The organism is Aquamicrobium terrae (assembly GCF_040545735.1).
GTDB lineage: Bacteria > Pseudomonadota > Alphaproteobacteria > Rhizobiales > Rhizobiaceae > Mesorhizobium > Mesorhizobium terrae_A.
On the sequence record NZ_JBEPML010000023.1, the window covers coordinates 41,614 to 68,380 of the forward strand.

Consider the following 26,767-nt stretch of genomic DNA (forward strand, 5'->3'; position numbering starts at 1 on the left):
TAGGCTCTCTGAGGAAAAAACCGCAGCGGGCGTCAGGGTCCGCCGCGCGGACGTTGAAGAGGAGAGACGACGTGAAGGGCAGCGCGATCAGCATGTTCGGAGCGGCTTGCCTGGCGGTCGGATTCGGGGCGGGGTTCGTGCTCAGGCCCGTCATCTCGCCCATCGCCGCATCTGCGACGGTTGCCGCCGACTTCGCGCAGCCGAGCGAAGAACAGGCCACTGCCGCCGTCCGGCGTCACCGCCTGTTCGCAGGCCCGTCGCTTGCGAACGCGACATTGAAGCTTGGCGACTGTTCGCCGGGCGGCGTCGGCCCCGGCGTCACCTGCATGACGCAAGTCGTGCTGGATCCGACCAGGCCGAACGCCGTTCCGCTGAACAGGCCGGTCGGTTTTGCGCAGGTGGACGGACAGTGGGAGGTGGCCGTCTGGTAGAGGGGGTGCCGCAATCGCGTGCGCGGCCGGTCCGGGTCTCGCGGGTTCGCGGTGCGGCCGCGGCCCTCGCCGGCAGAGTTGGTCGCTAGGTCGAGGTCTCCGGCGGGCGGTAGATCTCGAACGGATTGCCGTCGGCCAGATGGCCAAACGGCGTGAAGACGAATTCGCCATGATCCCGTCCGACCGCGCAGATGACATATCGGGGCTCGCCGGTGGCGATGTCAGTGCATTCCATGAGCGCCAGGTCACCGCTCGTCGCGGCGCGCAGGAGCGTCTGGAAATTGGCCCGGGCATGATCGGGGATGCTCATCGCGCGCCTCCCGCCGGAGAAAGGTCGGCGAGCCAGCGGCCTGTGCTCATCCATGCGATCGTCTGACCCGAGGCCAGATCGAGGATATGGGCTCCGCCGGAGAAGCCGTCGACGACGGGCCGGGAGGCGACGCCGGCCCATTGCATGCTCCAGGCGCCTGTGAGGCCGAGCGCGCGGGCGCAGCGCGTCACGAAGGTGATGACCAGTTGCGGATCGCCGCCGCCGGCGTCGTAGAGCCAAAGCCGTGTAGCTCCGTATTCGGGCGATACCGAAAGCTGAAAGGTCTCGGCCGGCGGATCCTCGCCGGCGTTCTCGGCCATCAGCGCCTTGTAGATGGCGAATGCACGTCCGACGTTGTCCGGCCTGCCGACATCAAGCAGTTCGGAAAAGTGAATGCGGTGTTGCGTCATTTCGGGCTCCTGAAACGAAAAAAGCCCGGTGCGATGGCCGGGCTGGGAACGGGGATCTGATGGCTGGGCTAGTAGCCGAATTGCCAGGATGGCCAGGATTGGCCGTCGTCGGCGGCTCGCACGGCCTCGTCGAGATAGGCGGTGTCGCCTTCGACGACGGTGGCGTGGCGAACCGGGTTTCGTCGATGATCGTTACCCGGGCGACCTCGCCATCCTCGACCTCGACATGAACAGGCACGAGGTACTGGAAGACGACGCGCCTTGGTGGCGGATTGCATTGGATCATGGCGATGCTCCATCGGTTTGAGGAATGGGCGGGGCGGCCGTCGCCGCCCCGCGCGGTGTCATTCGGCGGCGACGAGGTGGTTTTCGTCGTCTTCAGGGTCGGCGGGGGTCTCCTCGTCATCGCCCGCGAGGAAAGCGGGGAGCGCGGCGCCCTCATCCTCGCCGGCGCCAGCATCGACGCCGGCTGCGGGCGCCTCGTCGTCGACCAGGCGCAGAGGCTCGGGAAGCCAGCCCGTGTCGGCCAGAAGCCGTTCGGCCTCCTTGGCCATGTCGCCCTTCTTCAGGTGGTCGATGAGCTGGGCGGCCTGTTCGCCCGCACCTTCGCGAACCGCCTGGAGGATGCGAGGCTTGGTGACGCGGCCGAGATAGTTGCCCACCGTCGGGCGCCATCCGACCTCGATCATGTCGAGGCCGGTCGCACGCGCCAGCCGGTCGGCCTGGCCGAGCCGCATGTCCAGACCATGCTGGGAGACGCCGTTCCCGCCGTAGGGGTTGGGCTTCTCATAAAGCGCGTTGACGCCGTAGCTGACGCAATGCGCCAGCAGCGCCATGCGGCTGGCGTCGTCGAGCGCTGCCAGCCAGTTCCAGAGCGCGTCGTCCTCTTCCGGGATATCGCCGGCCCAGCCTTCGTGCCGCTCATGCACGGCCCGAGCGGAGGGACTGTCCTTCAGGGCCTCGTCCTGGACGAGGAAGAAGACATGGCGGACGGTAGCCTCCAGCGCCCCGCCATGCATGCGGTGCTGGAACGTGTCGGAGACCAGCTTGTGCAGCAGCGCGGTCATGGCGACGTGCGGGTTCTCGGCAAGCGCGTTGCGCAACGCGAGCGTGCGATGTGCGGTCAGCTCCGTCACGAGGCGATCCGGCAAGGGCTTGATGACCTCGTCCTCGTCGTCCTCCGCGTCGACGGGCTGGCCGCCGATGGTGATGACAGCGCGCTGGACCGCAGGCTGGGCCGAATCGGCCTCGGTGTCCGACGCGTCGCCGCCGTCCGGCGCAGATGGGGCTTCATCCTCGGGCCGGACATAACCGCGATCGATGTCCAGGCGGCCGTCATGGGCGAGGCTGATGAAGACACCGCCGCGGGCGATATCCTCGGCCTCATAGCGGACAGGCCGGGTCTCGAAAGCCCCCAGGGCGGTCTCGATCTCGCCAAGGCGTTGATCGACATCGTCCGGGAGTTCGTCGGCGTCCTCATATTCGGCTTCGAGCTTCTGGTGTTCCGCGTTCAGCGCGTCGATCGTGGCCTGTTCTTCGGCGGTCAGGTCGAGGGGCTCGCCGCGAAGCTCCCGAAGGCCACGCGTCGCGTCGTAGGGAAAGCCCACCGCGACTTCGACCCACTTCCAGCCTTCGGCCGCGACGGACTCTGCCGCGGCCTTGAGCTTCTCGCCGACGAGACGGTCGAGCAGCGCTGCATCCTGCAGCCAGCCGCCATCGTCGGACTGGAACAGATCGCGCGTGATGACGCCGCCCGCCGCCTCATAGGCTCCGGGCGTGACGAAGACGGCGCGCTTGTCGGAGGCCCGGACCGTGGTTTCGGTCAGCATGCGCCGGATCTGATAAGGCTCCTTGGACCACGAATCCTTGATCGCGTCCCACACCTGGTGCTGACGCTCATGGTCGTGCGAGACGGTGAAGGCCATGAGCTGCTCCAGCGTCATGCCGTCCTCGGCGTAGATGTCGAGCAGCGCCGGCGCGACTGAAACGAGGCGGAGCCGCTGCTTCACGACCTGGGCCGACACGAAGAAGGCGGCCGCGATCTCTTCCTCGGTCATGCCCTTGGTCAACATGTCGTGGAAGGCGCGGAACTGGTCGAGCGGATGGAGCGGTGCGCGCTCGATATTCTCGGCGAGCGACACCTCCTCGGGGAGGATGGTCCCGTCGCGATCGCGGACCACGCACGGCACGGGCGCGACCTTGGCGAGACGCTTCTGCTTCACCAGCAGTTCGAGCGCACGGAAGCGGCGGCCGCCGGCGGGCACCTCGAACATGCCGGTCTCAACGCCCTCGGCGTCAACGACGGGGAAGACGCTGAGACTCTGGATCAGGCCGCGCCGGGCGATCGAGGCCGCCAGGTCCTCGATCGAGACGCCGGCCTTCACGCGGCGGACGTTCGACTGGCTGAGCACCAGCTTGTTGAAGGGAATGTCGCGCGAGGACGACAGGGTGATCTTCTGAACGGCAGTAGCCATCGGGATTTACTCCGCGACGGGCGGCCGAAAGCCTCTCTCTCGACCTCCAACCCGTCACGAAATTCCGGCCCTCCTCTTCCTCTCTTCTGCCGGGGCGGCCACGCCTGGCGCCGGGCTCCAGCGCCACGGATGTTCAGGAACAGATTCCTGTGCCATAGGACGAAAGCCGCAGGCGGCTTGAACACCGCTCCGGCCGCATCGTGCGATTGAACACTGGGCCTCCGACCATGTCGGGCGGCCCACGGAATAGAAGACCCTTGAGCGTCGGGCTTGGCCCGGCGCGGGAAATACGTGGGGCGCGGTTCCCAGTGTTCACGCGTGTTCAACCGTCCCGGCGCCAGGCCGCGGCGGTCGGGAGGAGGCTATGGACACTAACGTCGCAGGCGAGAGGAAGCCGGTGCCGTGGCGCTGGATCAGCCGACAGAAAGATCGGGGAAGGACTCGCCCGTATCGGCTGACGCGGACCGAACGTGCCATGATCACCGCACAGGGCAAGGCGCTGACGATGCTGGTGACGGCGCTGCAAGCGAGAGGCCATCTGCAGACCAGGGAATTCGCCGATATGATGGGCGTGTTCAGCGTCGTCGTCGCCGAGGACGACGATCTTGAGGGCACGATCCTCGCCGCATGGGCCGGTATCATGAAGGATAGCCTCTGACAGGCGGTAATACGGATCGAGACGCCGTCTTGGATTTCCAGACCTCGCTCATTGCGCGCCTGGAGCATGTGCGACGGGTCGGACGCGCCGGACCACGACGGGACGCGTGTCCGCGGCCTGTGCGAGCCGCTGGATCAGGGAAAGATCCGGAACGGAGCAATTTCCGCGCACGTCGATATCGACCCGATGTTCCGTCCGTCCGTCATCCGTGGCGCGATGATCGGGCAAGATGTCGAAGCCTGCGTTCGGATCGATGGCGCGGACCCGCGACGTCAGGAGGAGGATGCCCGAGCCGAGATTGCCGCAGAACAGCACTTCCTCTGTTGGAGCCGCACTTGGCCCGCCACCGACCGACTTTCGCCCGATCTGGCGAAAGGCCTCGTCGAAGGTCGCCGGGTTCGTGGTGATCCGCGCCTGCGTCTTCTGATGAAAGACCCAGGGCGGGCGGTCCGGGTCGAGCCGGCCGACAGCGATCTGATGGAGGAAATCGGCGAAACTCGCCGGATCGGCGGGATAGGGGCAGGTGCGCCAGAGCGTGCGGACCTTGCGCCGAATGGAATCGTGAAGCACGAAGAGCTTGGCGCGCGCCTCGCGCCAGCGAGCCGCGCGCTGACGGCGCAGCTCACGTTCACGGTCAATCCACCAGACCTGGCGGTGGGCCATTTCCTCGTCGACATCCCGCTGCCTGGCGGCAATCGCTTCGGCGAAGAGCGGCAGCGCCTCTCGCTCGAGGCGCTGCTTGCGGAGAAACGCCGCGCGTTTGCGCGGCGTCTCCCGATAGGCGGTTGGGCGAGGCCATCGCCGGAAGCGCATCACACTTCCTCCCGTTTGGCGCGGTAAGCTGCGTAGAGCAGGCGCTCGGCGGCCCGGATGCTTCCGGTCCGGCGCGCCGCCTCCGCCCAGACCGAGATCGGGAACAGGCCCTCGAACAGGATGTCGCGCTCGATGCCGAGGCCGAATGGCAGGCGCACCTCCGCCATGTCCGCGAGGCTGAACGAACCGAGTTCGGGTTCGCCGAGATCGGCGAGACCGAACAGGGTGTCCCCATCGGCGTCGAGTTCGGTGGCGAGCCAGACGCCTTCGCCCAGAGGATTGAAGAACTTGACCACGGGCACATGATCGGCGTCGGGCTGGCGGCCGTTGACGAGCAGGCGCTCGCGAAGATCCGACGTGAGGAGGATCATGCCGCCCTCCTGTCGATCGAGGGTTCGGCCTGCTCGTCGGCTGGCAGGAATCTAAGCAGCCAGTCGGCCGCCTTGCTTGCCTGCGAGGCGGCGCGGACGATGGCGCGATTGTCCTCGCGCAGCACCTCGAGCCAGGAGCCGATGTAATCGGCATGCCGCACCGTCGGCACGATACCGATCGTCGCGCAGCAGAAGGCCGCGTTCATCTCGGCGACCAGCTCCTCGAACGCGTACTTTTTTGTTCCAAAGGAACCGGAGAAGTCACGGTTGAGCCGCGAGGGATGGCCCGTCGCATGACCGAGCTCATGCAGCGCGGTCCTGTGCCAGTTGATCGGCTCGAAATAGGCCTGTGGAGGCGGGACCTGCACATAGTCGAGCGCCGGCACGTAGAAGGCGCGGTTTCCGCCGATGCGGAAGTCGATGCCCGTCGCGCCGATCAGGGCCTCGACCTGCGGTTCGATGAGCCCGGCAGGCGGCGGCGGCGCGACGATGGCGACATCCTCCGGCAGGCCCTCGCACTGGGCCGCGTTGAAGACGGTGAAGCGCTTCAGGAACGGGATGGCCTGGGCTTCCTCGCCGGTTTCGCGTGCCCGGCGCTTTTCGTCGTCCGGCACGAAGCGGTCGGCATAGACGACGGTCGTGCCGCGCTCGCCTTTGCGGACATTGCCGCCGAGCGCGAGCGCCTGGCGGAAGGTCAGCCAGCCCTGGCCGGGGAAGCCGTGCTCGATCACGGCGCCCCAGAGGATCAGCACATTGATCCCTGAATAATGCCGGCCGGTCGCTGCGTTTCTGGGCATAGCGAGCGGCGCCTTCGCCGCCGCCGTTCCCCAAGGCTGGACCCAGGGCACGCGGCCCGCTTCCAGCTCGGCGATGATCTTGCCGGTGATTTCGTCGTAAAGGCTCGTCCGGTCCTGGCCGGCGCGAGCGGATGCTGTCTTTCTGGACATCGCGGTTCTCCGCGACGGGCGCCGGAAGCCTCTCTCCCAGCCCTCAACCCGTCACGGCAAAGCCGGTCCGCACTCTCACTCTCGGGGGCGTTGCGGGGTCTCCCCGCAGAAGGGGTCGCCCGAGACGAACGGCTCGGGCGCAGGGGAAGGCGTTCCCCAACAATTTTGTTGATCTATGCCTATGAAAACTGAAAAAGTTGCGATCAGCGGAGAACGAAGAGCTTATGATGTCTGAACGGCCAACCCACGATTACGATGCTTTATTCGCTTGGTGACAAATACTAACACTGCGCCGGTCGTGATTAACTCGAAGTTTAGTATTCCGGAACACCGGGAGTTTACCTCCGGCGACTATTATAGTCGGCATTGGTCTCGTCCGCCGCGTGGACGCAATTCCGGGTGGGCGGCCCATTTGCCTTGCTACAGTTTGAGAACCGTATCCTCCGATTAATTGCGAGCGGCGCTTCTGTCGAAGAAACGGCGCGCCAGCTTTGCGTCGAGGTCGAAGCGCTGCTTCCCACGGTCGCCTGCACGGTCATGAGCGTGGATGCTGCAGGGATGCTTCGGCCGCTTGCGATGCCAAGCCTTCCCGACGCGTTCGTGCTCGGACTGGACGGTCTCATGATCGGCCCGGAGGTTGGGTCGTCGGGATCCGCAGCCTATCTTCGCGCGACGGTCGGGGTGACCGATATCGCGACCGATCCCAGATGGGCGAAGTTCAAGCATCGCGCCCTCGGCGTCGGTCTGAAGGCGTCCTGGTCATACCCTATTCTCTCGGAAGGCGACGACGCCCTTGGCGCGCTGGCCCTGTATTTTCGGGAAAGCCGAGCACCGACCGAAGCCGAGATCGCCTTGATCTCGTCCTGTCTCGAGCTGTGCCAGATGGCGCTGCGACGCGACAAGCGGGTTCAGGACCGTGAGCGGCGCGCCAATGTCGACGCCTTGACCGGCCTGCCGAACCGCGCGGCGTTCAACGCCGCGCTGGAGCGGATGCCGAAGGAGGAGCCAGGCGGGTGGGCCTTGCTGATGATCGACCTCGACAATCTGAAGATCGTGAACGACACCTTCGGCCACCGCGCGGGCGACGCACTGATCCAGGTCGCGGCCGGCCGGGTCTCCCGCGCGCTCTCGCCCGACATGGCCTTTCGGCTGGGCGGTGACGAATTCGCCGTCCTCGTCCAGGCGCCGGACGTCCTTGCCGATCTCGACGGCGCGACGAAGCGCGTCTTCGAGCAGCTCGAGGTGGCCGTGTCCTGTGCCGGGCATATGGTGGTGCCTCGCGCGACGATCGGCGGCGCAGTGTTCGGTCAGTCGGAGCTCACGGCCGCTGCGGTGCTGGAGGCCGCGGACTTCGCCCTGTATCACGCGAAGGAAACCGGCCGTGGCGGTTTCGTGCGCTATTGGCCGGGCATCGGGACGCGGATCACAGATCGCCGCGATGCGATCCGGGACGTGACGAGCGCATTGGCCGATGACCGGATCGACGCTCACTATCAGCCCATCGTCAGGCTGGACACGGGCCACATCCTCGGGGTCGAGGCGCTTTGCCGGATGCGGGAGCCTGGAGGGCGCCTCGTCCCGGCGCGTGCGTTCCGCGAGGCGACCTCGGACGCGACCGTCGCGGCCGAGCTGACCGAGCGGATGCTGTCATTGATCGTCGCTGACCTGCGCCGGTGGTTGGACCATGGCGTGCCGGTCGGGCATGTCGGTCTCAACGTCTCGACGGCCGATTTCTATACCGGGAGCCTGTCCGAGAAGATCAAGCGCGCCTTCGGCGATGCAGAAGTGCCCATGCAGCGCCTTATTCTGGAGGTGAGCGAGGACGTCTATCTCGGTCGCGGAGAGCGGGTCGTCGCGCGCGAGATCGAAGCCCTGCGAGCCGCCGGCGTCATGGTGGCGCTGGATGATTTCGGCACCGGTTACGCGTCCCTTACGCATCTGCTCGATGTGCCGGTCGACATCATCAAGATCGATCAGGCGTTCATCTCGCGGCTCTGCCCGGAAGATCCGAGCCGGATCATCATCAACGGTCTGATCGGCATCGCGGAAGGCCTCGACATCCGTATCATGGCGGAGGGCGTCGAAACCCAAGCGCAGGCTGATCAGCTCTGGGCGATGGGGTGTCGGTACGGCCAGGGTTACGTGTTCGCGCGGCCCGCCGACCGATGGGCGACGGAATTGCTCCTGCGTCATCATGGGCAGGGGACGGAGGGAGCAAGACCGCTTCGCCCATGCTTGTCATCAGCAAGCGAGGATCATAATGCAAACATGCGAGCGGTCGTCAGAGATGGGTCTCCGACACAAAGGCTGGCCGCCCGTTGAGAGGCGATGGCGGGATGGCCCATGGCTCACCCCGCCGGGCTGTGGTTCACTGACTGCCAAGGGGACGGGCCGCTGGAATCCGGTAGCTATCGGCCCAGGGCTGCACACGCTCGAACGCCGCGCTCGCCGACAAGACCGTCAGGTCATCGCGCCGCGGACCGATCAGCATCAGTCCGACGGGAAGGCCGTCCGCCAGGCCGGCAGGGAGCGATGCGGCCGGATTGCCAGTGAAATTCGTCAGGAATGTCGGACAGAAACCGATCAGGCGATTTATGGGCGTTCCGGCTATCTCGGAGGGACCGACGGTCATGCCTCGCTCACCGTTGGGAGTTGGCAGACAGGTCGTGGTCGGGCCCGCTATCAGGTCGACTTGGCTGAAAGCAGCGTTCAGGACGTCATAGACCTTGGTGCGCATCACTTGATCGCGGTGCAGGTCGAGAGGGGTGGCGTTCTTGGCTTTCTGCGCCCATTCCATCACCGGGGCCGGAAAGTCGGGTTCGAGATGCAACCCGTTTTCGGCAAAGCTATCGACGACTGCGATCGTGCCTTGAGAGATCATTCGGCACCAGAGCTGACTGAGCTCGTCATGTGTATAACCGAAATCGAGTTTGAGCGGGACGATTTTGGCGCCGGCCTGTTCGAACGCTCGCACGGCATGAGCGATCGTCGCGGCAACTGCGGGTTCGACTGGGAACCCGCCGAAATCCGGGGTGAAACCGATGCGCAGGCTCGTGATCGGCTGATCAACGGCGCCGAGCCAATCAAGCCTGTCATTGAGACTGAACGGATCCGCTGGATCCGATCCAGCCAAGACGCTCATCGCGAGAGCCGCGTCTTCGACGGTGCGTGTGATTGGTCCCTCGTAAATGAACGGCGCAGCGGCGCCAAACGCGTTGGGCCGTATCGCCAAAGGGATTCTGCCGGGCGAGGCCTGGAAGCCAAACACATGGCACCAGGCCGCCGGAATCCGGATAGAACCTCCGCCATCCGTGCCATCGCCGATCGGCAAAAGGCCGTCGGCGACAGCAGCGGAGGTCCCGCCCGACGATCCTCCGCTGTTGCGGGAGAGGTCGAATGGATTTCGTGTCGGACCATACAAGTCGTTGTCGGTGGTTCCTCGGAACCCCAACACGGGACTATTGGTGATCCCGAGCACGACCGCGCCGGCTTCTTCCATCTTGGTCGCGTAGCGCGATTTCACGTCGAGCTTGAAGTCTCTCAGGCACCGAATGCCGCCGAGGGTCGAAGGCCAGCCTGGATAGAAGTTGAAGAGATCCTTGATCGCGGTTGGCACGCCAGCCAGAGGACCGACGTCCTCTCCTGCGCTGATCCGCGTATCGAGGTCTTTCGCGCGGCTTCTGGCTTGTTCGAAATCCGTGTAAACGAAAGCGTTGAGCGAACCGTTGCGCGCCTCGATACGTGAAATCGCATGTTCGGTGACATCCGCCGCAGAAATTTGACGCGTCCTGACGAGACGGGCGATCTCTGTTGCGGAGGCATAGTCCAAGTCTGATCTTTCCAATTGTCCATCCTCCCGGGTTGGTCTTCTGTTGTTTTCTGGATTTGCCGGAAGGGGAGCAGATCGGCGCGCCTGCTCCCCTCTCGCTGTTATCGATGGGTGCGGAAGCGCATCTCGTCAGGCATGAACGTCTTTTCCGGGAACGCTGCTTCATTTGAGCCAAAGGGCATCTGTGCGCGGAGCTTCCACGAAGAGGGGACATCCCATGTTTCGCTCACCTTCGCGTCCACAATCGGATTGTAATGCTGGAGGCTTGCGCCAACGCCAGCGTTAGCAAGCGTGGTCCACACAGCGTATTGTGCCATGCCGCCGGACTGTTCGGACCACACCGGAAAATGATCCGCGTAGAGCGGCCATTGCTTCTGTAGGTCATGGACGGTTTGCTGGTCTTCGAAGAACAGAATCGTTCCGACGCCCGCGGCGAAGCCATTGATCTTGTCCAGCGAGGCTTCCAACATGTCTGCTGCCAGGATCGTGCGGAGTTCTTCGCGCACGATGCTCCAGAATCTCTGACTTGCGTCGCCCAACAGGATGACGGCGCGGGAGCTCTGGGAATTGAAAGGCGACGGCGAGTGGCGAATTGCTTCTCGGATCAGCGCCTCAAGCGCGTCTTCGGTGAAATTCAGATTGCGGCCGAGCGCATATTGCGTGCGGCGTTTCTTGAGTAGTTCGAGCATACGCTTCCTCATTCAGATTCGATCGTTTGACCGAGGCGGCGCTGAGTGTCGCGCCGCGTCGGCCGCGCTGCGCCGATCCTTGGTGAGGCCGAACAGGACGGGTTTGACGTCACGTCCGAAGCGATTTGCGCGAGTCGCAAACCTTCAGTACACATAATGCATAAGTTACATCAAATGCACTATTGGAGCTGGAATGGAAAAATGGCCGGATAGCAGGCTGGTGGCTGGCGTAGGCCGGTTTGTCGAATTGGTCGACGGTCCCTGGGCGACGTTGATTCTGAGCCAGTTATGCGGGGGGCCTAAGCGATTCAGCGAGCTGCGGGAAGCGCTACCGGGCATCAGCTCCCACACTCTGACCCGCAGGCTGCGTCAATTCGAGGAGATAGGGATCGTGGCGCGGGCTTGTTATGCGGAAGTCCCGCCGCGGGTCGAGTACTCGCTGACCCCTTTGGGCCGGACGATGCGGCCTGTCCTGGAGGGGATGGGCGAATGGGCCTTGAAGATGCCCTCGGGGAAAGATGCTGCATCGTAAGCAGATACGGCGGATGGTCGCTGTGTAGATAGAGGTGGTGATCAGTTCTGATCGCCACATCGCCGTACCCGCCATATCTCACCTGAGGCAGGCGACATTTCACGGACCCAGCCCGCTTCGTTTTCCGAAGACGGGTGCGGATCTTCGATTTCGGTTCCAAGACCGAAATAGAAGGCCCCATCGTGGATCTCAAAAGACCGCGCGAACGAAGAGGCGTTGAACGCGCATTGAATGCGCCAGTCGGAGCGAGCGTCGTCGCGCGGGCGGGCGACAGCCACTTCGAAACCGCGATCCGTTTGCCGATTGAGAAGGAGATAGATGACATCGCCGCGCTGAACCATGTCGTAGGGCAGGTATCCGGTCGGCAGCATCGCCCTCCGGATCCGGTCGACGGCGTCGGCGACGAAAAGGCCGATAGGCTTCCATTGATGATCGTTGTGAGGCCACGCCGCGATATAGAGGGTCTGGGTCCTGGTCGTTAATGGCCGGACAGCGATCGGGGTCTGGCCGAGGCGCTTCTCATCTTCCGCAAGTGGGATAAGGTCTAGGTTTGAAGTTTCCATTGCAGTCCGACGATCCAAGGGCATCGTCCTGAGATCGAAGCCGACTGGTTTGAAGCCGCCGCGATCATCCCATTCAAACAGCGTGGCCGTGAGAGGAGACGCTTTGGCGTCCGCGACTTCCGGCGCGCGGACCAAAGGCGCCCTTGCGCTTGCGAACAAGCGATCGCCGATGGCGAACATTTCAAACAACCGCCCGAACTGGCCGCCGCCCACGCGGCGCACGAAAGCGCCGGAGGGATTTTCGGCATCCGCGAAAGCGGGGTTTGCGATCAGCTCAGCCGATCGCCAGAATTCGCCCCCGTCGTCCGAGGTCCAGGCGTCGATGGGCTGGTCGTAGCTGCCGCCGGTTGCGATCAGTTGGTCGCCGCGCGCGAACAGGTCGTAGACATGCAGACCGCGCGGGATGTCGCGTCGCTTGATCCATCCCTCTCGTTCGAGGCTGTAGGTTTCGCCGAACGACCAGTCTTCGCGTGAATCATGGCCAGGAACCCAAAGCCTACCCTTGATGACCCGAAATACGGCGACCTGTTCCTCATCGATTACGGTTTCTTGCCGGAATCCGTCGTCCCCGAATGAGATGATGGGCGTCGGACCTGCGTTCGGGGATGGACCTGTGTTTGCGGAGTTGCCGGCGCCGAGATAGAGGCGGTCGCCGTAGGTCTGCATATCCCAGACGTTGCGCGGATAGGGCTCCTCCGGCCAACGTGCTGAGAAGGGTGTTCCAATGGTCTCGGTCTGAGCCTGCGGCGGAGCATTCTCATGCTCCGCCCAAGCCGATGATGCGAACGATCCGACAGCCAGGCCCAAAAGGCCCGCCTTCCAAAGGTCCCTAAAAGGCATCAGCATGCTTTTCGCCCTCGCTCAAAAGCGCGCCGTGACGCCGAGGCTGTAGAAGCGCCCCACGTTGTCGTACCGCGCCGCATTCGACTGGCCGCCGCCGCCGCCGAGATAGGTGAAGGCCGTGAACGGCGGCTTGGTGTCGAACAGATTGTCGACGCCGAAGCTGATCCGGTAACGTTCGGAAAGGTCGTAGGCTGCAAAGACACGAGTGTAGATGCGTTCCTCAACCTTCGGAATGTCGTAGGCCTCCTGTGTTGCTTGCGGATTGACATCCGACTCGCTGATGAAGGTGTTGACCATCCCTGCTGTGATGGGGCCTCGACGCACCCGTGTCGAAAGCGAAAGGCGCAAACGCGGATCGCCATACCCACCGTCATCGATCACCAGGCTGCGCGGATCGGACGGATCGGCACTTCTTTCCTTCTTGATGAGATAGTTGCCGAGGAGACGAACGTCCGCCGACCAGCCTGCGGGGAGTTCACGGGCGTAGGCCACGCTGAAATCGATTCCTTTGGTCGTCAACGAGGCGACGTTGACGTTCGCCCCAAGGATAGCGTCGAGATTGTAGTCCGAACCGAAGCTGATGAGAGAGCAGAAGACATTGTCGATGCTTGCGGAGTCCACGCACCGATCGGCGATGGTCGTGGCCGCGAACGTGGTCACGGCGTCCTTGATCTTTATATCGTAGTAGTCGGCGGTGATGCGGAGGCCCTGAGCGAAGCGCGGGCGGACGACGACGCCGGCGGTGACACTATCGGCGGTTTCAGCCTTGAGATCGGGGTTTCCGCCTGTCGTGAAGCGTGTCGCAGCGAAGGTGTCGCGGAAGCCTTCCGGGATGCCCAGGGCGCGGCAGTTGGCGAGGCGATTTGCGGTCTCATTGATGCGCGTGAGATCGCATGGGTCGACGAAGTTTGTCAGCGTCACAGTTTGGGGGCCGAACAACTCCATCAGATTGGGTGCGCGCACGCTTCGCGAGGCCGACACTCTGAAGCGGAGGTCTTGGACCGGCGCATAGACCAGCGCCGTGTTCCAGGCTGTCGTTCGGCCGATCGTATCGTAATCCGACACGCGCAGGGCGCCTTCGAGGTCCAAGGCTTGGACGCCGGTGAGATTGGCGACGAGCGGCGCACGCAACTCGAGATAGGCTTCGTTGACCGCGAAATCCGCATCGACCGGCGGGCGCGGCGTGGCCAGGCCGACGAAGGTCACCTCGTTGTTGAGGGACAACGGATCGTCCTTTGTCTTGAGCGACTCCGTGCGGCGCTCGACGCCGGCGGCGAAGGCAACGGGTCCCGCCGGGAGTTCGAAGAGCGGCCCCGAAAACTGAGCGCCCCAGACCTGCTGGGTGTTCTCGATCTCCTGCAGCCGCGTGTGGAGGAAATAGTCGCGCTGGGCCTGGGTCGGCGCCGCACCGCTGAAGATGTCGTAAGGAACGCATCCCTCCTGACGCGCCGCGGCGCTGCGACAGGTTGGCTGTCCACTCACCGGATCCAGAACGACGTCGACGGCCGCGTGGAACTTCGACGCGATCGGCAGATTCGTCGTGCGGACATCGTCTTCGAAACGACCGCTCTGGAAAAACACCTGCCAGTCGAACCGGTCGTCGATGCGGCCCTTGAGCCCTCCGACGAGCGTCATGGTGCGCCGGTCGTGGATATTCTCGATCTCGCCGAACTCGCGATAGACCTTTCTGACGGCGATGCGGTCGCGCCCCGCATCAGCTAGCAGGCCCCGCACGGCGTCCGGCATGAACGGATTGTCGATGCGGATGATGGGGCCGCCCAGTCCGTTCAGCCAGATGTTGCGTTCATCGGCGCGGAAGAACTGCTCGATGTTCGAGCCGCTTGTGTCCGCGTACTCCAATTCGGCGAAGGCTTCGATCGCATCGGTAACGCGATAGTTGATGTCGCCGCGCACTGCGTAGACTTCCGACGGGCTGCGCAGCTCGAACCAGTCGCTGAAGCTCGCGCCGGTATCCCCGACCACGGCCCCGAGGCTGCCCGGCCTGAAGATCGGCGCTTTCAGCGGCTCAAGACCCTGCGGGCCGTACACATAGGTGGTGTTGTTCAGATAGATGTTGGCCTCGTAGGTCGCGTAGCTGTCGTTGAAGTCCACGAGGGTGATGCGGTCGGGGATGCCGTCGTTCGGTCCGGTGTTGGCGGGATTACCCTCGCTCGACACGCGCTTGGCCCCGAAGCCCCGCTCATTCGCGCGCAGGGCCTCGCTGCGCGTATAGGACAGCCCGATGTTCGCCCGCCCGCGACCTTGTGCGAAATCGCGTCCGGCCAGAAGGCTGGCGGCGTAGTTGTCGGCTCCGCCATGTTCGCTCACGCCGGCGCGCATCGACATCTCGACCCCGTCGACATGGCGGGTGATGAGGTTGGCGACCCCGCTGACAGCATCAGCGCCGTAGACGGCTGAAGCGCCGCCGGTGATCACCTCCACCCGGTCCAGCATCGCAGCCGGGATCGTATTGATGTCGACCGCGGACGACATGCTCGATCCCGATACCCGGCGCCGTCCGTTGATCAGGGTCAGGCTTCGATTGACGCCCAGGCCGCGAAGGTCGATGAAGGCGGCGCCGGCATCGGCGTTCCTGAAGGCGTTGGCGGACCCGAGCCCGACGCCGGTCGAAGGCAGCTCACGAAGGACATCCGCAACATTGACCGCCACGGACTGGTCCATGAGCTGGCGGTCGACAACGGTTGTCGGAGCCGGCGTGTCGGCGTCCCGACGTGCGATCCGCGAGCCGGTCACGACAACCTCGTCGACCTGAATAGCCGCCGGATCGAAGAGCGGGCTCTGCTGGACGATGAGCGTTCCGCTGTCGTTCAGACGCACGCCGAGACCCGTGCCCATCAGAAGTATGCGAATCCCGTCTTCTGGGCTGTATCGGCCCTGAACGGGCGCCGAGCGGCGTCCGTTGACCGACGCGGCGGGAACAATGATGTCTCGGCCGATCTGACGTCCGGCCTCGGATAGCGCGGCGCCGAGATCCTGTGCGGGGACATTCATGTCTACGGCGCTCGCTGCCGATTGGGCCATGGCGCTCGTGGAGAACGCGACTAGGCTCGCGCCCGCCATCAAGAGAGTGCGCGCGCCGCTATTGAGAAACTGTTTCATATCCGCCCCGAAGGTGAAGCACCCCAGCGTGCTTACCTTCAGGAACGGGCGTCACGGCGTTCGCCACAGGCTAGACTGTGTGAATTTTTGGCTACGGTGCGCGCCGCTCCAGAATGATTTCTCCGTTGGCTGATCGAGTTTTACGTAGGTTGAACACCTCGGTCGCAGCGTCGGCGAATCGGTCGACATCGCCCGCGCGAAAAACGCCAGTGACCTTCAAACTTCCAATCCCGTCGCTGCCGACAATCAAATTCGTTGCGGAATAGCGGTTCATCTCGGCGACCGCTTCCCCCAAAGGCGTATTGTCAAAAATGAGTTGGCCGCGGCTCCAGCTCGTCAGAGGCCGGGTATCGGCAGGCCTGATCGCAGCGACGCCGTCATTTCGGACGCTCAGTACCTCTCCGGCGTTGACGATGACGCCGGAACGGGCCGCCTGACTGCCGCGACGGGGCGCGACCCGGACCCGGCCCTCGACCAGCGCCATGGTCATCCCGCCGTCCCGGACGCGAACATCGAATGCAGTGCCCAGGGCCGTGACGACATTATCCGCAGCGAAGACCTCAAAGGGGCGCGACGGGTCTTTCGCCACTGTGAAGAAAGCCTCGCCTTTGATGAGGTGGACGCTGCGTCGACGACCGACATAGATGACTTGCGCGACGGAATTGGTGTTCAGCATCATCACCGATCCGTCCGGAAGGTTGAACGCCGCTCTCTCTCCAATAGTGGTGGTGTATCGACTGTCGGCGAGCTGCAGGGCATGCTCATCGTCGCGGAGTTCGCTGTCGGCTTGGCGGTCGCCAAATTCCATTAAGCCGATCGCCACGACAGCGCAGGCGGCAAGCGTCGCAACAAAAAGCGAGACACTCCACCTATCGGCACGCCGCGCGAGCGCCCGCCGCCTCAGGTCGAGGATCGAGGGTTCCGCCCCGAGCGCGATGATCAAACTGTCCGTCGATCGGATCCGCTCATAGGCTCTACGGTGCGCCGGGGCAGCGTCAAGCCAGCCGTCCAGCGAGCGCTTCTCAGCCGGCGCGAGGACCCTCCCAGTTTGGCGAGCCACCCAGCGGGCCGCGATCTCCTCAACGGCGTCGTTGTTCGGTGCGTCAGATTCGGCGTTCCTGTTCATACACGTTCCTCGACATGGCGAGAGATGTGCAGCAGGGCTTTAGCGAGGTGTTTCTCTACGGCGCTCGTCGAAATGCCCAGGCGCCGCGCGATTTCAGCGTGCCGCAGTTGCTCGAGCCGCGAAAGGATCACAACCGTCCGCGTCTTCTCAGGAAGCTTAAGGAGGGCTTTTAACGCAATGGAAAGCTGCTGGCGGCCCTCGACATCGCGATCAGGACCATAGTGATAGGTGGCGTGCAGCGCGTCGTCATAATGATCGTGGGCGTCGGCTTGGCGGGACGCTGCACGGCGATGGTGGTCGACTGCTACCGACGCTGCTGCTTCGAACAGGTATCCCTCGACGTTGTGGAGCTTAGACAGGCCTGGGCGCTTTGAAAGACGTGCAAAAACCTCCTGCACAGCGTCCTCGGCATCCAACGGCGACATCCTGCGGCGAAGAAAATAGCGATTGAGCGCGGGGCGCAGGCTCGCCGACAAGGCGTGGATGAGACGATGGTCGTCGGGATCAAGAATGTCAGGCCCCATGACGGCCCCCTCGGCGAAAGCATTCGCGCCAAAGAGCGCCCTTCCTACAGGAACGCGATGCCGAGCGAATTCCTCAAGTCGATAGTGAGAACGTCAGGAAAAATTCTTCATTCACGGATTGGGACAGCTTCTGTTCCGCCGATCGACGCCGAAACACGCGCTGAGCGCGAATGAAGCTGCGAAATTATCGAGCTGAGACTGATCGACGGCGGCGCGTAGTGTTCGGCGCGACTGCGGATGTCGACAGGACCTCGCCGAGGCTCTGCAATGTGAGAGCGGGACGGGAAGGAAGCTTCACCGTTAATTCAAGTCGGCCGCCTACGGCTTCGACGTAGCTGCGCAGCGTCGAAAGATACATGTCCGTCTGCCGCTCGATCTGAGACACGGACGGCTGCTTGATGTTCAAGGCCGATGCAATGTCAGCCTGGGCCTTGCCGGCGATCTGCCGCAGCTCACGCAGACCTTCGACATCCTGCTTGAGCTCCTGGTAGCGCTGTTCGATCTCCACTTGCTCGTCAGCGGGAAGGTCGGCGATTATGTCGGTCAGGCTCCTGCCCATGTCACTTGCCTTTCTTTACGGATTTCAGGCTTTCCAGATGCTCGGAAAACCGCAAATCCGCCTTTGCGATTAAGTTCTTGTAGAAGCGCTTCTGGCTGCCGCCAGACTTGTCGCCCGCCACAAGGACAATGGCCGTCCGTTCAGGATCGAAGGCGAAGGCTGCGCGCCATTCGCCGTCAGCTCCATCAAACCGCAGTTCCTTCATGTTCGGGTACTTTGACCCCTTGAGCGTGTCGGCGTGTGGCCGGCCAAGCTGCGGCCCGAAATCGGACAGCAGCCTGGCGACAGCGATCAACGCAACCCGAACGTCCCGCTCAAAGGTCTGAACCTCGACCTCGAAGGCTGGGTGGAATTCGACTTCCCATTCCATATAGGTTCTAACCTATGTGCGGTCAATGGGAAGGATGCGCGGGGCAACCGGTGAAGCCGCGGTAACGCGTCGGCAGCTTTCCGCCCAAGCGTCGAGATCGTCGACGGCGTAACGGACCCATTTGCCGAACTTGTGATACGCCGGACCACCGCCAAGTGACCGATAGCATTCGAGGGTATGGGCCTCGAGCGCGAGGTAGCGCGCGGCAGCTTCGGTGTCGACGAAACGGATCGGCCCCGCATCGTCGACAAACTTGGCTCGCTTGAGGATCTCCGGCGTCGGCCAGCGGCGTTGAGCTTGCGACTTCTCAACCATGGGTCGCCTCCTCGTCAGCGCGCTTGGTGCCGGGAGGAATGGCACGGTTCTCCCCACTGCGATGTCGATAGGGCCTGTAGTTTCCGAGGCGAGTGCGCGAGGTGTAGGCTCCGTCTTCGAACCCAAGCGGTTTGCCGTCCGGACCAGTCTCAGCAGGGGGCGCCTGGGTCGCCGGCGCAACGGTAGGGGGCTCGGCTGGAACGATGATAGGCTCCGGCGCGGGAGCTGCCGCGCCCCCCACCAGGGACAACCGACGCTGGGTCACAGCCTCGGCCGCTGCGCGTACCGGGTCGTCTTCCGTGTGTACGTATCTCATGAACATGGTCACGGTCTTGTGGGCAGTGAGTGCCATGCCGACTTTCACCGGCACCCCGGAATTGGCGATGTCCGTAGCGGAGCGATGGCGAATACCATGCGTCCCGATGTGGGGGAGCCCGGCGCGCTGCAGGATGCGACGCCAGCCTTGATAGTAGGTGTGTTTCGACATCGGCAGGTTCGGATCGAAGACGGACGGGCAGACAAACGGCGACTCTTCCAGCCTCGGAGCGGTCTCGAAAAGCCGCAACGCCTCCGCGCTCATCGGCTTCGACATGCCGCCCGTTTTGCTATCGGGCCAGACGACACGGCGATTGTCGAAATCAATCCAGGCCCATTCGAGATGGGTGATCTCGGACATGCGTGCTGCGAATTCGAACTGGAGCCGGACGGCGAGAAGGATGAAGGGATGCTCCAGCCCCTCGGTCTCCGCTCGATTGAGGTATTCATAAAGCTTCCGCAGCTCGCCGTCCGTGATGAGGCGTGTCTTGCCGCGCTCCGGGTATTTCGGGACATGCCGGCATGGATTGGATCCGTCCGGGCGCAGACCCCAGACTTCGGCCATGTTGAACATCTTCCGAACCGCCGACAGCACTCTGTTGGCGTTGGTAGGCGCCTTGGCCATCTTCTTCATGAGATGGGAGATGTCCGCCCGCGTGACGTCTGGCACCTTATGGTGGCCGAGGATCGGGATGATGTAGCGCTTGCCGTAGCCACGGTTTGATTCGACCGTGACGGGCTTGTTGCGCATCTCCGAATATTCGGTGATGAACCGATCGAACAGCTCCTTGACGGTGAGCGCCTGGCGAGCCGCCGTGCGCTCGGCGCTCGGGTCCACCCCGCGACGCACCTCGGCGAGCCAGTCCTGGGCGATGTTCCGCGCCTGCTCGACCGTGATCTCTCCATACCGGCCGATCGCAGGCTTACGGCGCTGCCCATTGTGAGCTACGTAGGCCACCATGAAAATTTTGCGGCCAGTCGGCGTGACCTTTACGAGGAAGCCGGGTATCATCGTATCCCGGAGTTCGTAATCGCGGTCCTTCGGGTTTGCGGCGTCGACAGCGGTCTTTGTGAGTTTGATTTTGGGCATTCCTAACCTCCGTTGAGGTCGGATTTCAGGTGCAGAATAGGTGCACCTAGAAAGCCAACCGTAGCGTACATCCGGCTAGGTATGTGTGTTCTTCGAACCGAAAAAATCTAGTGCTGACAATCGGTTAGAGGGAAAACGGATACTGCCGGATACACAAAGGATAGGGCATATCCCGCCCCTCAAAATGCGTTTCCGAGAGGAGTGCTGGTTCGAGTCCGGCATGGGGCACCATCATCTCCACGGTTTCGAACCGGGTCGCGCGGCCTTGACGGCGCGCTGTTCGCCGTTGCCGTTCGGCGGGAATCGACCTGCCGCATCAAGTGATCGTGATCGGCGGCCATTGTGTGGCCGCGTTTTTCTTCTTATGCATGCGGCGCGCAATTCGAGGGCCTTCATGCTTCGCGGACTCTACGACTGGACCCTGTCGCTCGCGGCAAGGAAATCGGCCGAATGGTGGCTGGCCTTCATCGCCTTCGTGGAAAGCTCCGTATTCCTGGTGCCGGCCGATGTGCTCTACCTGCCGATGGCGCTGTCGCGGCCGGACCGGGCCTATCGCTATGCGCTGGTCGCGACCGTGGCGTCGGTGCTCGGCGGCATCGCCGGCTGGTTCCTCGGCCACTATGCCTATGAGGCGCTGGCGAGGCCGGTCCTGGAATTCTACGGCAAATACGAGCAGTTCGAGGCGCTGCGCCTGTCGTCCGGCATCGGCTTCATCATCCTGATGCTGATCACCTCCGGCCTCGCCCACCTGCCGCCGATCAAGGTGGTGACGATCCTGTCGGGCGTCATCGGCGTCAACCTCCTGCTGTTCATCGTGCTCGCCATCGTGGCGCGCGGGGCGCGGTTCTTCTTTCTTGCCTGGCTGCTGAGGCGCTATGGCGAGCCGATCCGCGAGTTCATCGAAAAGCGGCTGGGCACCATCGCGGCGGCCGGTGCGGCTGCCCTAATTCTGCTTTACGTGCTGGTCAGATATGCGCACTGACCGTCAGGAATGCACTCCATGACCGATACCGCCATTTCCGCCGGGCAACGCCGGCCGCTTTACACGGCTCTCTTCCTTGCCTTCGCCATGGCGGCCACCGTCGGCACCGCGCTCGGCTTCCAGTACATAGGCGGCTACATTCCCTGCAAGCTCTGCTACGAGCAGCGCATTCCCTATTATGTCGGCGTGCCGCTGATGCTTCTGGCGGCGCTGGCGGCGTTCCTGAAGCTGCCGGCTTGGATCGTGCGGACGCTGCTCGCCGCAGGCGGGCTGCTGATGGCCTACGGGCTCTATCTCGGCGTCTATCATTCCGGCGTCGAATGGCGCTGGTGGCCGGGGCCGACAGACTGCGTGAACATCGCCGCTCCCGTCGACACCGGCGGCAGGGGCGTTCTCGATGCGCTCGACCAGTTCGTGCCGCCCTCCTGTGACGAGGCGGCGCTGCGCATATTCGGCCTGTCCATGGCCGGCTGGAATGCGATTGCCAGCCTCGGGCTTGCCGCCATCGCCTTCTGGGGGGCTTTCCGGGGAGCTTCCGCGCAGGGCAGGTGATGGGGCGGGTGCCGTCCCTGTCCGCGTGTTCGGGCGCCGGATTCGCCCACAAACCGAATTCCACTTTCCGGCTCCATGTTCTATAGCTTCCCCGACAACCGGGGAGATCCATGCCAGCCACGCCACGCATACTCGTCTTTGCAGGATCGGTGCGCAGCGGAGCCTTTAGCGGCAAGACGGCAGACGCGGCGCAAAAGGCGCTTGCCCTCCAAGGGGCGGAGGTGACGCGCATCTCGCTGCTCGATTATCCGCTGCCCATCTACGACCAGGACCTCGAAAAGGAAGAGGGCATTCCCGAGAGCGCCATGAAGCTGGCGCGGCTGTTCGCCAGCCATGACGGGGTGCTGATCGCCACGCCGGAATACAACGGCTCCGTGCCGCCGCTGCTCAAGAACACCATCGACTGGCTGAGCCGTGTGCGCCGCGACGGCGACAAGGAGCTCAAGCCCCTGACGGGCAAGGTCGTCGCGATCTGTTCTTCGTCGGAAGGCCAGTTCGCGGGCATCCGCGCCATCAACCATCTGCGCGCCATATTGCAGCGCTGCCAGATGGAGGTGACCATGCCGGAATGTTCGGTGCCCCGCGGCGGCGAGGCCTTCGACGACAAGGGCGACTTCCGCGACGAACGCCTCCAGCAGACGATGGAGCGCGTGGCGAGCGCTCTCATCGAACAGAGTGCACTTACAGCAGGGATGCAAAGATGATCGAAGCCCGCGAGATGAAGGACCGCCTGATCGTGGGCCTCGACGTGCCCACGGTGGCCGAGGCCGGGCGGGTGGTGCGCGATCTGGAGGGCGTCGTCTCCTTCTACAAGATCGGCTACCAGCTCGCCTTTGCCGGCGGGCTGGATTTCGCCCGCGAGCTCGCCGACTCGGGGATAAACGTGTTCCTCGACATGAAGCTGCTCGACATCGACAACACCATCGCCAAGGGCGTGGAGAACATCGTGCACATGGGCGTCTCCATGCTGACGCTGCATGCCTATCCCAAGGCCATGCGGGCGGCGGTCGAGGCGGCGCGTGGCAGCGATCTGTGCCTGCTCGGCGTCACCGTGCTGACCTCGATGGACGAGCAGGACGTGATCGAGGCAGGCTATGAACTCGATCCGCATACGCTGGTGCTGCGGCGCGCCGAACAGGCGCTGCAAGCGGGCATGGGCGGCATCGTCTGCTCCGCCAATGAAACGGAGGCCGTGCGCCGCATCGTCGGGCCGGCCATGGCCGTGGTGACGCCCGGCATCCGCCCCGCCGGCGCCGATCATGGCGACCAGAAGCGGGTCGTCACGCCGCGCCAGGCCATCAGCAACGGTTCCAGCCATCTGGTCGTGGCCCGCCCGATCGTCGGCGCACAGGACAGGCGCGCGGCGGCGCTGGCGATCCTCGAGGATATGCGCGCCGCCTAAAGCGTGTCGCGATCTTCCGGATTCGCTCCTTACGCTTTAAGTTGTTGTTTTTACGCATGTCGTTATCCCGAAACCGGTTCCCACTTTCGGGCGACATGCTTTAACCCCGGATTTCATCAGGAGGACCGTCATGGCCAAGGGATACTGGATCGCACGGGTCGATATTCGCGATCCCGAGCGCTACAAGGACTATGTTGCAGCCGCCAAGGTGGCCTTCGAGCGGTTCGGGGCGAAGTTCCTCGCCCGTGGCGGCGAATATGAAGTGGCCGAAGGACCGGGGCGGGCCCGAAACGTCATCATCGAGTTCGAGTCGCTGGCTATCGCGCATGATTGCTATCACTCGCCCGAATATCAGGTCGCGGCTGCGATCCGTCAGCAGGTGGCCGATGGCGAGATCGTGCTGGTGGAGGGCGCCTGATCAGGTGGCTTCCAAGCTTATCAAAAGAAGATGCCGCAGGCGGGACGCTCCGGCCTGCGGCATTTTCCTTTTCGTCGGTTGGGTAAAGCTCGTCGCGCCTACAGAATAAAGCGCGACAGATCGGTGTTCCGGGACAGGTCGCCGACATGCTTCTGCACATAGTCCGCGTCGATGGTGACGGTGGTGCCGTCGCGGTCCGGGGCGTCGAAGGAAATATCGTCCAGCACCCGCTCCATCACCGTCTGCAGGCGGCGCGCCCCGATATTCTCGACCGTGCCGTTGAGGTCCACGGCGATGCCGGCCAGCGCGTCGATGGCGTTGTCGGTGAACTCCAGCGTCACGCCCTCGGTCCCCATCAGCGCCACATATTGCTTGATGAGGCTGGCTTCGGTTTCCGTCAGGATGCGCACGAAGTCTTCCTTCTCCAGCGCGCGCAGCTCGACGCGGATCGGCAGGCGGCCCTGAAGCTCCGGCAGCAGGTCGGACGGCTTGGAGACGTGGAAGGCGCCGGAGGCGATGAACAGGATATGGTCCGTCTTCACCGGCCCGTATTTCGTCGCCACCGTGGTGCCTTCGACCAGCGGCAGCAGGTCGCGCTGCACGCCCTCGCGCGAGGGGCCGCCGGAAACGTCGGAGCGGGCGGCGATCTTGTCGATCTCGTCGAGGAAGACGATGCCGTCATTGGCGGCCGATTCCAGGGCCTGGCGCACCACCTCGTCCTGATCGAGCAGCTTGTCGGATTCGTCGGCGATCAACAGGTCGTAGGATTCCTTGACGGTGGTCTTGCGCAGCTTGGTGCGCTTGCCGCCCATGGCCTTCGACAGCATGTCGTTGATGTTGAGAACACCGATATTGGCGCCGGGCATGCCGGGGATCTCGAAACCGGGCATGCCGCCGGTGCCGGTATCGGCCACGTCGACCTCGATCTCCTTGTCGTCCAGCTCGCCCTCGCGCAGTTTCTTGCGGAAGGAATCGCGGGTCGCCGGCGAGGCGGTCTTGCCGACCAGCGCCTCAAGCACGCGCTCCTCGGCGTTGAGATGGGCGCGGGCCTTGACGTCCTCGCGCATCTTCTCGCGGGTGAGCCCGATGGCGACCTCGACCAGATCGCGCACGATCTGCTCCACGTCGCGGCCGACATAGCCGACCTCGGTGAACTTGGTGGCCTCGACCTTGACGAAGGGCGCATTGGCAAGCTTCGCCAGCCGGCGTGAAATCTCGGTCTTGCCGACGCCGGTGGGGCCGATCATCAGGATGTTCTTCGGCATCACCTCTTCGCGCATCTGGCCGTCGAGTTGCTGGCGCCGCCAGCGGTTGCGCAAGGCGATGGCCACGGCGCGCTTGGCGTCCTTCTGGCCGATGATGTAACGATCGAGTTCGGAAACGATCTCGCGGGGGGAAAAATTGCTCATAATCGATAACTCATGAAACGGCGGGTGCCGCTTATGTATGAGATGGAAGCCTGCGTACAAGGGCAACCGGCAACAGGGCCAGCAGCCGGCGGCGCAGTCCATGCCAGCCGGCGCTGAGCAGCAGCACCAGCGCGCCCAGCACGAGCAGGGTCAGCGGCACCACGCTTTCGCTGAGGCCGATCTGCCTGACCAGCGAGCCGAAGGCGATGCCGGCATAGGAAAGGCCGGAGACCAGAATGGCGCGCCGGTCCACCAGAACTGCCACGAGGGCGAGGCCGATGAAGATCGCCAGCACGCCCAGCGACGCGGCCATGGTCAGCCCGCCGGTTCCGATCAGGCCGCTGACCAGCGGATGGACGACCAGCGGTGCCGCCAGCATGTGCAGCCAGAAGGCGATGTCGGTGCGGCGTGTCTGGCGCTGCGGGTCGCTGAGGTCGAAGCGCATGGCAAGCGCGAAGACGCCAAGTCCGCAGATCAGCAGGAGAGGCCGGAGGAACCGTTCGGCGAAATCGGGCGCCACGCTGACCACCAGCGCCAGAACGCTGGCGACCAGCGCGGCCACGCCGGCGGCGAAGGTGATGGGGATGCGGAAGCGCCAGTAATGCAGCGCCGTCGCGGCGATGGTGACGAGGCCGGCGACGACGACGGGCCAGCCTTCCTTTTCAAGCGTGGCGAAGCTGAAGGCCTCGGAATCGGCTGCGAGAACCACCGTGGCCGTGAAGACCGAAACCGCATAGACGAGCAGCAGCACGATGCTGGGCAGCGCCATGCGCCGCTTGCGGGTGAAATATTCGGCCAGCAGCCAGCTTGCCAGCGCCACGGTGAAGCCGGCCCCGGCCCCGCCGACCCATTCCATAGCGAAATAGGACAGCGCGCCGAGGAAGAGGGCTATGCCGATGGTGACGAAGATGTCGCCGAAGCCGTTGATGAAGCGGAATTTCTCGTCGTCGGTCGGGGCCGCGGCCGGGATGCCGGTGGCGGTGTTCTCCAGATAGCGCAACATCTCGGCCTGCCGGAGTGTCAGCACACCCTGGGCGATGGCGCGCTCCAGCGTATCGCCGGAGATGGCCGTCTTGTCCGATATCGTGGCCGCCATCACAGCCCTCCCTGCCAGGTTTTCACCGATTCCAGCGGATAGACCAGCATCAGCACGTTGAGGGTCAGGTTGTCGCGGATGAGGTAGCCGACGACCAGCTCGAAGGCGATGGCCAGCACCACGATAAGCCAGACGGGCAGGCGGGCGGCGAGGAGGAAGCCCAGCACCATGAACAGCGTGTCGAAGACCGAGTTGATGATGCTGTCGCCGAAATAGTCGAGCGAGATGGTCGCCTCGCGATAGCGGTTGATGATGATCGGGCTGTTTTCGAGGATTTCCCATGCGGCTTCGAGCAGGATGGCGAAGGACAGCCGCGTCCACACGGTCGAGCGGCGGAACAGCACCCAGAACAGCAGGTAGAACAGGAAACCGTGGATGACGTGCGAGAAAGTGTACCAGTCGGAAATGTGCTGGGAGTTCTCCGGGCTGACCACGACGCCGTGCCACAGCTTCACGTAGCCGCATTTGCAGATCCAGATATGGCCCATGAGGCGCAGGATCGCGGCCTGCGCGGCTACCAGCAGCGCTGCCGCCAGCACGCCCGCCTTCCAGTCCAGCCCCCAGGATGCGCGTTCGTGCGGTGCGGTGAGTTGAGCCAAGTCGTGTCCCCCTTCGCGGC

The 26,767-nt window shown here is 63.9% G+C and carries 29 protein-coding genes; 10 read left to right on the forward strand and 19 right to left on the reverse strand.

What is annotated here, in order from left to right; all coding sequences use genetic code 11:
- Nucleotides 1-71: 71 nt before the first annotated feature.
- On the forward strand, nucleotides 72-431 hold the full coding sequence (locus tag ABID37_RS22785; RefSeq protein WP_354199012.1) for a hypothetical protein: 360 nt from the start codon (nucleotides 72-74) through the stop codon (nucleotides 429-431).
- Between the two features lie 85 nt (nucleotides 432-516).
- Here ABID37_RS22785 and ABID37_RS22790 read toward each other — a convergent pair whose 3' ends face one another.
- Complete coding sequence (locus ABID37_RS22790) at nucleotides 517-741, reverse strand: DUF6117 family protein (RefSeq protein WP_354199014.1); 225 nt, start codon at nucleotides 739-741, stop codon at nucleotides 517-519.
- Nucleotides 738-1,151 (reverse strand): hypothetical protein, encoded by a 414-nt coding sequence (locus tag ABID37_RS22795; protein WP_354199016.1) that lies wholly within the window; start codon nucleotides 1,149-1,151, stop codon nucleotides 738-740. Before ABID37_RS22795 ends, ABID37_RS22790 begins: the two co-directional genes overlap by 4 nt.
- Nucleotides 1,152-1,210: 59 nt before the next feature.
- On the opposite strand from ABID37_RS22795, the gene ABID37_RS22800 reads away from it, so the two are divergent.
- A complete protein-coding gene (locus ABID37_RS22800) occupies nucleotides 1,211-1,381 on the forward strand; it encodes a hypothetical protein (RefSeq protein ID WP_354199018.1) in 171 nt (56 codons plus the stop codon).
- A gap of 114 nt (nucleotides 1,382-1,495) precedes the next feature.
- On the opposite strand, the gene ABID37_RS22805 is transcribed toward ABID37_RS22800, so the two are convergent.
- Complete coding sequence (locus tag ABID37_RS22805) at nucleotides 1,496-3,625, reverse strand: ParB/RepB/Spo0J family partition protein (protein ID WP_354199020.1); 2,130 nt, start codon at nucleotides 3,623-3,625, stop codon at nucleotides 1,496-1,498.
- A 475-nt stretch (nucleotides 3,626-4,100) separates the two neighbouring features.
- Here ABID37_RS22805 and ABID37_RS22810 point away from each other — a divergent pair, with 475 nt between their 5' ends.
- Nucleotides 4,101-4,283 (forward strand): hypothetical protein, encoded by a 183-nt coding sequence (locus ABID37_RS22810; protein ID WP_354199022.1) that lies wholly within the window; start codon nucleotides 4,101-4,103, stop codon nucleotides 4,281-4,283.
- Nucleotides 4,284-4,331: 48 nt separating this feature from the next.
- Here ABID37_RS22810 and ABID37_RS22815 read toward each other — a convergent pair whose 3' ends face one another.
- From ABID37_RS22815 to ABID37_RS22825, 3 genes are read right to left on the reverse strand one after another with little or no spacing between them, the layout of a single operon-like run.
- Nucleotides 4,332-5,096, reverse strand: coding sequence for a hypothetical protein (locus ABID37_RS22815; protein WP_354199024.1), 765 nt, complete (start codon nucleotides 5,094-5,096; stop codon nucleotides 4,332-4,334).
- Entirely contained in the window at nucleotides 5,096-5,467 is a 372-nt protein-coding gene (locus ABID37_RS22820; RefSeq protein ID WP_354199026.1) for a DUF2958 domain-containing protein, read from the reverse strand. The genes ABID37_RS22815 and ABID37_RS22820 overlap by 1 nt, the downstream gene beginning before the upstream one ends.
- Nucleotides 5,464-6,414 carry an ArdC family protein gene (locus ABID37_RS22825; RefSeq protein ID WP_354199028.1) on the reverse strand — a complete coding sequence of 317 codons (951 nt, stop codon included), beginning with the start codon at nucleotides 6,412-6,414 and terminating at the stop codon, nucleotides 5,464-5,466. Before ABID37_RS22825 ends, ABID37_RS22820 begins: the two co-directional genes overlap by 4 nt.
- Nucleotides 6,415-6,831: 417 nt before the next feature.
- Here ABID37_RS22825 and ABID37_RS22830 point away from each other — a divergent pair, with 417 nt between their 5' ends.
- Nucleotides 6,832-8,736, forward strand: coding sequence for a putative bifunctional diguanylate cyclase/phosphodiesterase (locus ABID37_RS22830; protein WP_354199029.1), 1,905 nt, complete (start codon nucleotides 6,832-6,834; stop codon nucleotides 8,734-8,736).
- 46 nt (nucleotides 8,737-8,782) lie between these two features.
- On the opposite strand, the gene ABID37_RS22835 is transcribed toward ABID37_RS22830, so the two are convergent.
- Together ABID37_RS22835 and ABID37_RS22840 are read right to left on the reverse strand one after the other, a co-directional pair.
- Complete coding sequence (locus ABID37_RS22835) at nucleotides 8,783-10,243, reverse strand: amidase (protein ID WP_354199031.1); 1,461 nt, start codon at nucleotides 10,241-10,243, stop codon at nucleotides 8,783-8,785.
- Between the two features lie 101 nt (nucleotides 10,244-10,344).
- Nucleotides 10,345-10,944, reverse strand: coding sequence for a nitroreductase family protein (locus ABID37_RS22840; RefSeq protein WP_354199033.1), 600 nt, complete (start codon nucleotides 10,942-10,944; stop codon nucleotides 10,345-10,347).
- Between the two features lie 181 nt (nucleotides 10,945-11,125).
- Here ABID37_RS22840 and ABID37_RS22845 point away from each other — a divergent pair, with 181 nt between their 5' ends.
- Nucleotides 11,126-11,464 (forward strand): winged helix-turn-helix transcriptional regulator, encoded by a 339-nt coding sequence (locus ABID37_RS22845; RefSeq protein ID WP_354199035.1) that lies wholly within the window; start codon nucleotides 11,126-11,128, stop codon nucleotides 11,462-11,464.
- A 41-nt stretch (nucleotides 11,465-11,505) separates the two neighbouring features.
- Here the strand turns inward: ABID37_RS22845 and ABID37_RS22850 are convergent, their stop codons facing one another.
- From ABID37_RS22850 to ABID37_RS22885, 8 genes are all read right to left on the reverse strand, one after another.
- Nucleotides 11,506-12,873 carry a hypothetical protein gene (locus ABID37_RS22850; protein WP_354199037.1) on the reverse strand — a complete coding sequence of 456 codons (1,368 nt, stop codon included), beginning with the start codon at nucleotides 12,871-12,873 and terminating at the stop codon, nucleotides 11,506-11,508.
- A 15-nt stretch (nucleotides 12,874-12,888) separates the two neighbouring features.
- Nucleotides 12,889-15,990 (reverse strand): TonB-dependent receptor, encoded by a 3,102-nt coding sequence (locus ABID37_RS22855; RefSeq protein ID WP_354199039.1) that lies wholly within the window; start codon nucleotides 15,988-15,990, stop codon nucleotides 12,889-12,891.
- A gap of 91 nt (nucleotides 15,991-16,081) precedes the next feature.
- Nucleotides 16,082-17,116 carry a FecR family protein gene (locus ABID37_RS22860; protein ID WP_354199041.1) on the reverse strand — a complete coding sequence of 345 codons (1,035 nt, stop codon included), beginning with the start codon at nucleotides 17,114-17,116 and terminating at the stop codon, nucleotides 16,082-16,084.
- A complete protein-coding gene (locus tag ABID37_RS22865) occupies nucleotides 17,113-17,640 on the reverse strand; it encodes an RNA polymerase sigma factor (RefSeq protein ID WP_354199043.1) in 528 nt (175 codons plus the stop codon). The genes ABID37_RS22860 and ABID37_RS22865 overlap by 4 nt, the downstream gene beginning before the upstream one ends.
- Before the next feature lie 184 nt (nucleotides 17,641-17,824).
- Nucleotides 17,825-18,199 carry an XRE family transcriptional regulator gene (locus tag ABID37_RS22870; protein ID WP_354199045.1) on the reverse strand — a complete coding sequence of 125 codons (375 nt, stop codon included), beginning with the start codon at nucleotides 18,197-18,199 and terminating at the stop codon, nucleotides 17,825-17,827.
- 1 nt (nucleotide 18,200) lies between these two features.
- The gene (locus tag ABID37_RS22875; RefSeq protein WP_354199047.1) at nucleotides 18,201-18,569 is read right to left on the reverse strand and encodes a type II toxin-antitoxin system RelE/ParE family toxin; all 369 of its coding nucleotides are present in this window, start codon (nucleotides 18,567-18,569) and stop codon (nucleotides 18,201-18,203) included.
- Nucleotides 18,570-18,581: 12 nt separating this feature from the next.
- The gene (locus tag ABID37_RS22880; protein ID WP_354199049.1) at nucleotides 18,582-18,884 is read right to left on the reverse strand and encodes a helix-turn-helix domain-containing protein; all 303 of its coding nucleotides are present in this window, start codon (nucleotides 18,882-18,884) and stop codon (nucleotides 18,582-18,584) included.
- Nucleotides 18,877-20,289: a tyrosine-type recombinase/integrase gene (locus ABID37_RS22885; RefSeq protein ID WP_354199051.1), complete on the reverse strand. Its 1,413-nt coding sequence runs from the start codon at nucleotides 20,287-20,289 to the stop codon at nucleotides 18,877-18,879. The genes ABID37_RS22880 and ABID37_RS22885 overlap by 8 nt, the downstream gene beginning before the upstream one ends.
- A gap of 394 nt (nucleotides 20,290-20,683) precedes the next feature.
- Here ABID37_RS22885 and ABID37_RS22890 point away from each other — a divergent pair, with 394 nt between their 5' ends.
- The 5 genes from ABID37_RS22890 (at nucleotide 20,684) to ABID37_RS22910 (ending at nucleotide 23,643) form a co-directional block, all read left to right on the forward strand.
- On the forward strand, nucleotides 20,684-21,271 hold the full coding sequence (locus ABID37_RS22890) for a YqaA family protein (protein ID WP_354199053.1): 588 nt from the start codon (nucleotides 20,684-20,686) through the stop codon (nucleotides 21,269-21,271).
- Nucleotides 21,272-21,289: 18 nt separating this feature from the next.
- A complete protein-coding gene (locus ABID37_RS22895; RefSeq protein ID WP_354199055.1) occupies nucleotides 21,290-21,823 on the forward strand; it encodes a disulfide bond formation protein B in 534 nt (177 codons plus the stop codon).
- Between the two features lie 110 nt (nucleotides 21,824-21,933).
- Entirely contained in the window at nucleotides 21,934-22,527 is a 594-nt protein-coding gene (locus ABID37_RS22900; RefSeq protein ID WP_354199057.1) for an NADPH-dependent FMN reductase, read from the forward strand.
- Nucleotides 22,524-23,225: an orotidine-5'-phosphate decarboxylase gene (gene pyrF / locus ABID37_RS22905; protein WP_354199059.1), complete on the forward strand. Its 702-nt coding sequence runs from the start codon at nucleotides 22,524-22,526 to the stop codon at nucleotides 23,223-23,225. The genes ABID37_RS22900 and pyrF overlap by 4 nt, the downstream gene beginning before the upstream one ends.
- A 130-nt stretch (nucleotides 23,226-23,355) precedes the next feature.
- The gene (locus tag ABID37_RS22910) at nucleotides 23,356-23,643 is read left to right on the forward strand and encodes a DUF1330 domain-containing protein (protein WP_354199061.1); all 288 of its coding nucleotides are present in this window, start codon (nucleotides 23,356-23,358) and stop codon (nucleotides 23,641-23,643) included.
- Nucleotides 23,644-23,741: 98 nt separating this feature from the next.
- Here the strand turns inward: ABID37_RS22910 and hslU are convergent, their stop codons facing one another.
- From hslU to ABID37_RS22925, 3 genes are read right to left on the reverse strand one after another with little or no spacing between them, the layout of a single operon-like run.
- A complete protein-coding gene (gene hslU, locus ABID37_RS22915) occupies nucleotides 23,742-25,052 on the reverse strand; it encodes an ATP-dependent protease ATPase subunit HslU (RefSeq protein ID WP_354199063.1) in 1,311 nt (436 codons plus the stop codon).
- A 31-nt stretch (nucleotides 25,053-25,083) separates the two neighbouring features.
- Nucleotides 25,084-26,148 carry a hypothetical protein gene (locus tag ABID37_RS22920; RefSeq protein ID WP_354199065.1) on the reverse strand — a complete coding sequence of 355 codons (1,065 nt, stop codon included), beginning with the start codon at nucleotides 26,146-26,148 and terminating at the stop codon, nucleotides 25,084-25,086.
- Complete coding sequence (locus tag ABID37_RS22925) at nucleotides 26,148-26,747, reverse strand: DUF2585 domain-containing protein (RefSeq protein ID WP_354199067.1); 600 nt, start codon at nucleotides 26,745-26,747, stop codon at nucleotides 26,148-26,150. The genes ABID37_RS22920 and ABID37_RS22925 overlap by 1 nt, the downstream gene beginning before the upstream one ends.
- Nucleotides 26,748-26,767 lie beyond the last annotated feature (20 nt).

What these genes read in the sequence shown, in the direction of transcription:
- ABID37_RS22790 (WP_354199014.1), bottom strand. Translation starts at nt 741, where the DNA reads ATGAGCATCCCCGATCATGCCCGGGCCAATTTCCAGACGCTCCTGCGC.
- ABID37_RS22795 (WP_354199016.1), bottom strand. Translation starts at nt 1,151, where the DNA reads ATGACGCAACACCGCATTCACTTTTCCGAACTGCTTGATGTCGGCAGG.
- ABID37_RS22800 (WP_354199018.1), top strand. Translation starts at nt 1,211, where the DNA reads ATGGCTGGGCTAGTAGCCGAATTGCCAGGATGGCCAGGATTGGCCGTC.
- ABID37_RS22805 (WP_354199020.1), bottom strand. Translation starts at nt 3,625, where the DNA reads ATGGCTACTGCCGTTCAGAAGATCACCCTGTCGTCCTCGCGCGACATT.
- ABID37_RS22810 (WP_354199022.1), top strand. Translation starts at nt 4,101, where the DNA reads ATGATCACCGCACAGGGCAAGGCGCTGACGATGCTGGTGACGGCGCTG.
- ABID37_RS22815 (WP_354199024.1), bottom strand. Translation starts at nt 5,096, where the DNA reads ATGCGCTTCCGGCGATGGCCTCGCCCAACCGCCTATCGGGAGACGCCG.
- ABID37_RS22820 (WP_354199026.1), bottom strand. Translation starts at nt 5,467, where the DNA reads ATGATCCTCCTCACGTCGGATCTTCGCGAGCGCCTGCTCGTCAACGGC.
- ABID37_RS22825 (WP_354199028.1), bottom strand. Translation starts at nt 6,414, where the DNA reads ATGTCCAGAAAGACAGCATCCGCTCGCGCCGGCCAGGACCGGACGAGC.
- ABID37_RS22840 (WP_354199033.1), bottom strand. Translation starts at nt 10,944, where the DNA reads ATGAGGAAGCGTATGCTCGAACTACTCAAGAAACGCCGCACGCAATAT.
- ABID37_RS22845 (WP_354199035.1), top strand. Translation starts at nt 11,126, where the DNA reads ATGGAAAAATGGCCGGATAGCAGGCTGGTGGCTGGCGTAGGCCGGTTT.
- ABID37_RS22850 (WP_354199037.1), bottom strand. Translation starts at nt 12,873, where the DNA reads ATGCTGATGCCTTTTAGGGACCTTTGGAAGGCGGGCCTTTTGGGCCTG.
- ABID37_RS22855 (WP_354199039.1), bottom strand. Translation starts at nt 15,990, where the DNA reads ATGAAACAGTTTCTCAATAGCGGCGCGCGCACTCTCTTGATGGCGGGC.
- ABID37_RS22860 (WP_354199041.1), bottom strand. Translation starts at nt 17,116, where the DNA reads ATGAACAGGAACGCCGAATCTGACGCACCGAACAACGACGCCGTTGAG.
- ABID37_RS22865 (WP_354199043.1), bottom strand. Translation starts at nt 17,640, where the DNA reads ATGGGGCCTGACATTCTTGATCCCGACGACCATCGTCTCATCCACGCC.
- ABID37_RS22870 (WP_354199045.1), bottom strand. Translation starts at nt 18,199, where the DNA reads ATGGGCAGGAGCCTGACCGACATAATCGCCGACCTTCCCGCTGACGAG.
- ABID37_RS22875 (WP_354199047.1), bottom strand. Translation starts at nt 18,569, where the DNA reads ATGGAATGGGAAGTCGAATTCCACCCAGCCTTCGAGGTCGAGGTTCAG.
- ABID37_RS22880 (WP_354199049.1), bottom strand. Translation starts at nt 18,884, where the DNA reads ATGGTTGAGAAGTCGCAAGCTCAACGCCGCTGGCCGACGCCGGAGATC.
- ABID37_RS22885 (WP_354199051.1), bottom strand. Translation starts at nt 20,289, where the DNA reads ATGCCCAAAATCAAACTCACAAAGACCGCTGTCGACGCCGCAAACCCG.
- ABID37_RS22890 (WP_354199053.1), top strand. Translation starts at nt 20,684, where the DNA reads ATGCTTCGCGGACTCTACGACTGGACCCTGTCGCTCGCGGCAAGGAAA.
- ABID37_RS22895 (WP_354199055.1), top strand. Translation starts at nt 21,290, where the DNA reads ATGACCGATACCGCCATTTCCGCCGGGCAACGCCGGCCGCTTTACACG.
- ABID37_RS22900 (WP_354199057.1), top strand. Translation starts at nt 21,934, where the DNA reads ATGCCAGCCACGCCACGCATACTCGTCTTTGCAGGATCGGTGCGCAGC.
- pyrF (WP_354199059.1), top strand. Translation starts at nt 22,524, where the DNA reads ATGATCGAAGCCCGCGAGATGAAGGACCGCCTGATCGTGGGCCTCGAC.
- ABID37_RS22910 (WP_354199061.1), top strand. Translation starts at nt 23,356, where the DNA reads ATGGCCAAGGGATACTGGATCGCACGGGTCGATATTCGCGATCCCGAG.
- hslU (WP_354199063.1), bottom strand. Translation starts at nt 25,052, where the DNA reads ATGAGCAATTTTTCCCCCCGCGAGATCGTTTCCGAACTCGATCGTTAC.
- ABID37_RS22920 (WP_354199065.1), bottom strand. Translation starts at nt 26,148, where the DNA reads ATGGCGGCCACGATATCGGACAAGACGGCCATCTCCGGCGATACGCTG.